Here is a 4,497-nt window from a genome sequence, read left to right on the forward strand (position 1 = left end):
CCATGGCGGTGATCCAGCAGGCGCGGCATGGGCGCGGCCGCGCCTCGGTGTGGCTGGTCGCGCTGCTGGCGCGCAAGCCGATCAAGCTGGCGGCGGTGGCGCTCGCCAACAAGATCGCCAGGATCGCCTGGAAGATGATGATCACGCAACAGACTTACGACGGGGCGCGGATGCCGAGCGCATCGCCGCGCGCCGACTGAGAGATCGAACGTCGGGCAATTAGTCCGACGCTCGAGCCGGAGCTGCAACGGGAGACAGATGGAACGATCGATCGAACCGAGAGGCGAGACAATCCGTGGAATCCATCGGCACACAAAGGCCGGTAGGGTGATTGGAGCTCGCGTCGCGGAAGCCATCTTGGCCAGCGGTCCATCGCGACCGCACCGACAGGCCGCACATATGGATGCAAGCGATCCGATCAGTCCTCAGAATCCCTTGTGGCTCGGGGGCCGTCCACATATGGATTCCGGGTTCGCGCCTGACGGCGCGCCCCGGAATGACAGAAAAGCTGATGTTGGTCGCTCAACTCATCAGCTTCGCATCCAGCGTGATTTTCGTATTCAGCAGCTTCGACACCGGGCAGCCCGCTTTGGCCTTGGCGGCGAGGTCCTGGAAGGTGGCGTCGTCGGCGCCGGGGATCTTGGCGCTCAGCGTCAGGTGAACCGATGTGATGGCGAAGCCATCGCCCTGCTTTTCCAGCGTGACGTCGGCCTTGGTTTCCATCTGCTCGGCGGTGAGCTTGGCTTCGCCGAGGATCAGCGACAGCGCCATGGTGAAGCAGGCGGCGTGGGCGGCGCCGATCAGCTCTTCGGGATTGGAGCCGGGCTTGCCTTCGAAGCGGCTGGCGAAGCCGTACGGATAGTCGCTGAGCGCGCCGCTCTTGGTCGAGATCGCGCCTTTGCCGTCCTTGATGCCGCCCTGCCACTTGGCCGAGCCGGATGTCGTGCTCATGTGTTTCTCCCTGGTTTGATGATGTTGCAGACTACTCGATGGTCGATGGTGCTTTTGTGTCCAGACGCGCGATGAGACCTTCGATCTCGCGGACGACCAGCTCGGGCGCAGCATTCTGCACCATGTGTCCGACATGCGGCAGCACGATCAGCTTCGCGCCGGGAACCTCGGCGGCGAACGGTCGCGAATGCACGGACAGCGACGCCGTCGAGTCGGCATCGCCATGGATCACCACCGTCGGGGCCTTGATCTGCGCGTAGCGGCCGACCTGCTCGGTCAGCGCGGCGTTGAGGCCGATCAGGTCCCATGAATTAGCGAGGAAGTTGCGGGGCCGCAGCAGCAAGGGCGTCGCGGTGGCATCGATGTAGTTCTCCGGCATCGTCTGCGGCGCGAACACGGCCCGTGCGCCGGGATCAGCCAGCATCAGCCCGAGCGGCAAAGTGATCGTGTAGGCCAGCAGCGGGCCGATCACCGGTGTCGTCATCACATCGTTGAGCCTGCCGACACTGCCGCCGGGCCAGGGATGCGTCGCGGCCGCGAGCATCACCAGGCCGGCGACGCGATCGGGCTGATCGAGCGCCAGCCGGGCGCCCATCGCACCGGCCATCGAATGCACCACGAAGATGGCGCGTGGGATCCCGAGCCGGTCGAGGAGTTGCGAGATCATGCGGGCCTGCACGTCAGGCGGCGCGACGCGAGCCTCGCGCGTCGACCAGCCGTGACCGGGACGATCGATCAGGATGACACGGTGTCGCTGCGCCAACATCTCGCCGAGCGGGACTCGCATAGCGCCCAGATTGCTGCTGGCGCCGTGTAGCAGCACGATCGGCGGCTCATCGAGACCGTGCGGACCGAGGTCGACCACATGCAGACGGCCGCCATCGACGCGAACGATCTCGCCCTGTGGCGGATAGCGGCGCTCGATCCGCAGCGTGCCAAGCCGCGTCAGCAGCGCGAGCAGAGCCAGCGCAGCAACAACAGCGATCAGAAGCATGATGGGAACCGGAACCACATGACGCACGCAGAACTAGCTACGCGCGCCGGACGCAATTCGTTTCGCGCCGGGCTCAGATATCGCGGCCCTCCACCTTCTCGGTCAGAGTCTTGACGAGTTCGGGGACCTTGTCGAGGTGGGGATTGATCGCCAGCGCCTGGCGGAACGCGTCGAGCGCGCGTTTGTCGTCACCGAGTTCCTGCATGATCATGCCGAGACCGGCGAGCGCCCCGAAGTGCCGCGGCTCGCGACTCAGCACCTCTTCGATGTCGTGCAGCGAGCGCGCGTAGTCGTTCTTCATATAATAGATCGTGGCGCGGCGGTTCCAGCCTTCGACATAGTCCGGCTTGAGCTTCACCACGGCGTCGAGCAGCTTCAGCGCGACATCGTATTGCTTGGCGTCGGCCGCGACCTTGGATCGCGCCATGAGCAGCGCCGTGGTGTCGCTCGTGGTCTGCGTCCACAGCGCCCAGATGCGGGCTTCGACATGGCGAGCGCTGTCGTCGTCGGGCGCCGCCTTCAGCGCACCGAACAGGAAATCGAGCCCCTTGCCGCGGTCGCTCGGGACCAGCGGCAGTTTGGCCGGTGGTGCCGGCGGAGCTTCGAGCTTGTTCGGGCGATCGGCCGGCGGCTTTTGCGCAAAGGCGCCGCTGCCGACGAGCAGCGCCGCCGCGACAGAACCTGACGCGGCGACGGCTTTGAGAAGTTTGAATCGACCGGCCATCACAAAAGTGTAGCCGTGCGCCGGCGCACTGCAAAGCAGCGACGCGTCACACGGGCGTGATGGCGGAACGTCAGCGGGCGCAGCAGCGCCGCGCGATCAACCCTGACGGGCCTTGAAACGGCGCTGGGTCTTATTGATCACGTAGAGCCGGCCCTTGCGACGGACCAGACGGTTCTCGCGATGGCGGGAACGCAGCGATTTCAGCGAGTTACGGACCTTCATGGGTCTACCCTGATTGCTTCGAAGGCCGTTGATGACTGGCCGTAGAGAAAAACATTCCATTCCCGCGGCGGCAATCCGCCGGAGATCGCCGCCTTCTACCCAGCGAGGCCTGTTCTGTCAATCGAACCGGCGGGCAATCCTCAGTTCAGAACGGTTGGCCGTTGTGCCATCCACCAATCGCCGCGCTTGTGGTCTCTGTTGCGGCGAGCCGACGAGTCATATCGGCAAAGCCCCGCTTCACAGCTCCCAAAAATGGTTATAGACCATAATCAATTCCGCCGCCTCCAGCGGCGGCCAAACACTGCCCGAAGGAAACGTCCATGCTGAATCCCGACGATCTCGTCGCCATCGACATCCATACCCATGCCGAGGAGCCGTGCGGCTGCCACGCCGACGACGGCTACGACGATTTCCAGGCGCGCATGGCCGAGTATTTCGGCTCGCCCAACAAGCATCCGCCGACCGTGCCGGAGACCGCCGCGTATTATCGCGCCAAGAAGATCGCCGCGGTGATCTTTCCGGTCGATGCCGAGCGCGAGACCGGTTTCCGCCGCTACAACAACGACGAGATGATCGAGATCACCCGGCAGAATTCCGACGTGCTGATTCCGTTCGCCTCGATCGACCCGCACAAGGGCAAGCTCGGTGTCCGCGAGGCCAAGCGGCTGATCAACGATTACGGCATCAAGGGCTTCAAGTTCCACCCGACCATGCAGGGCTTCTACGCCAACGACCGGCTCGCCTATCCGCTGTACGAGGCGATCCAGGAAGGCGGCGCGATCGCGCTGTTCCACACCGGCCAGACCGGCGTCGGCTCCGGCATGCCGGGCGGCATGGGCATGCGGCTGAAGTACTCGAACCCGATGTACATGGACGACGTCGCCGCCGACTTCCCCGACATGAAGATCATCCTGGCGCACCCCTCCTTCCCCTGGCAGGAAGAGGCGCTGTCGGTCGCGACCCACAAGCCCAACGTCTATATCGACCTGTCGGGCTGGTCGCCGAAGTACTTCCCGCCGATCCTGGTGCGCTACATCAACTCGATTCTGCAGGACAAGATGCTGTTCGGCTCCGACTGGCCGGTGATCACGCCGGACCGCTGGCTGTCCGACTTCGCCAAGCTCGAGATCCGCGAAGAGGTGCGCGCCAAGGTGCTGAAGCAGAACGCGCGCAAGCTGCTGGGGATTTGACAATCAACCTCTCTGCGTCATTGCGAGCCAACGGGTCGGCGCGAAGCGCCGCCCGATGACATGCTCCGCGAAGCAATCCAGCCCAGTGCACGGAGCTGGATTGCTTCGTCGGCTTCGCCTCCTCGCAATGACGATGTGAGCCCCTTATAGTTCGATGGCCAGCAGAGGATCCCTGCGCATGACCATCAAAGCCGTCGTGTTCGATGCCTACGGTACGCTGTACGACACCCACTCGGTTCAGAGCGCGGTCGAGCGGGCGTTTCCCGGCCGCGGTGAGCTGATTACGCAGCTCTGGCGCATCAAGCAGCTCGAATATTCCTGGCTGCGCTCGCTGATGGGCACGTACCAGGACTTCGGAGCCATGACGCGCGATGCGCTGGTCTACACGCTTGATTGCCTCGGCCTGACGCACGACG

At 64.2% G+C, this 4,497-nt stretch carries 6 protein-coding genes and 1 pseudogene; 3 read left to right on the forward strand and 4 right to left on the reverse strand.

Going from position 1 to position 4,497, the window contains the following annotated elements; genetic code table 11:
* Positions 1 to 200 (forward strand): annotated as a pseudogene (locus I5M_RS15110) (IS110 family transposase); the annotation flags it as partial.
* A 322-nt stretch (positions 201 to 522) separates the two neighbouring features.
* Here I5M_RS15110 and I5M_RS15115 read toward each other — a convergent pair.
* The 4 genes from I5M_RS15115 to ykgO all read right to left on the reverse strand — a co-directional run bounded on the left by I5M_RS15115 (position 523) and on the right by ykgO (position 2,891).
* A complete protein-coding gene (locus I5M_RS15115) occupies positions 523 to 951 on the reverse strand; it encodes an OsmC family protein (RefSeq protein WP_022722160.1) in 429 nt (142 codons plus the stop codon).
* Positions 952 to 982: 31 nt separating this feature from the next.
* Positions 983 to 1,945, reverse strand: coding sequence for an alpha/beta fold hydrolase (locus I5M_RS15120; RefSeq protein ID WP_031336495.1), 963 nt, complete (start codon positions 1,943 to 1,945; stop codon positions 983 to 985).
* 73 nt (positions 1,946 to 2,018) lie between these two features.
* Positions 2,019 to 2,669 carry a tetratricopeptide repeat protein gene (locus I5M_RS15125; protein ID WP_022722162.1) on the reverse strand — a complete coding sequence of 217 codons (651 nt, stop codon included), beginning with the start codon at positions 2,667 to 2,669 and terminating at the stop codon, positions 2,019 to 2,021.
* A gap of 96 nt (positions 2,670 to 2,765) precedes the next feature.
* Positions 2,766 to 2,891 (reverse strand): type B 50S ribosomal protein L36, encoded by a 126-nt coding sequence (ykgO, locus tag I5M_RS15130; protein WP_031336496.1) that lies wholly within the window; start codon positions 2,889 to 2,891, stop codon positions 2,766 to 2,768.
* A 320-nt stretch (positions 2,892 to 3,211) separates the two neighbouring features.
* Here ykgO and I5M_RS15135 point away from each other — a divergent pair, with 320 nt between their 5' ends.
* Together I5M_RS15135 and I5M_RS15140 are read left to right on the forward strand one after the other, a co-directional pair.
* Positions 3,212 to 4,081 (forward strand): amidohydrolase family protein, encoded by an 870-nt coding sequence (locus I5M_RS15135; RefSeq protein ID WP_022722164.1) that lies wholly within the window; start codon positions 3,212 to 3,214, stop codon positions 4,079 to 4,081.
* Positions 4,082 to 4,259: 178 nt separating this feature from the next.
* Positions 4,260 to 4,497 (forward strand): HAD-IA family hydrolase (locus I5M_RS15140; RefSeq protein WP_031336497.1); only part of this gene is annotated, 238 nt, incomplete at its 3' end.

This window comes from Rhodopseudomonas sp. B29 (assembly GCF_000333455.1).
In the GTDB taxonomy this organism is placed as follows: domain Bacteria; phylum Pseudomonadota; class Alphaproteobacteria; order Rhizobiales; family Xanthobacteraceae; genus Rhodopseudomonas.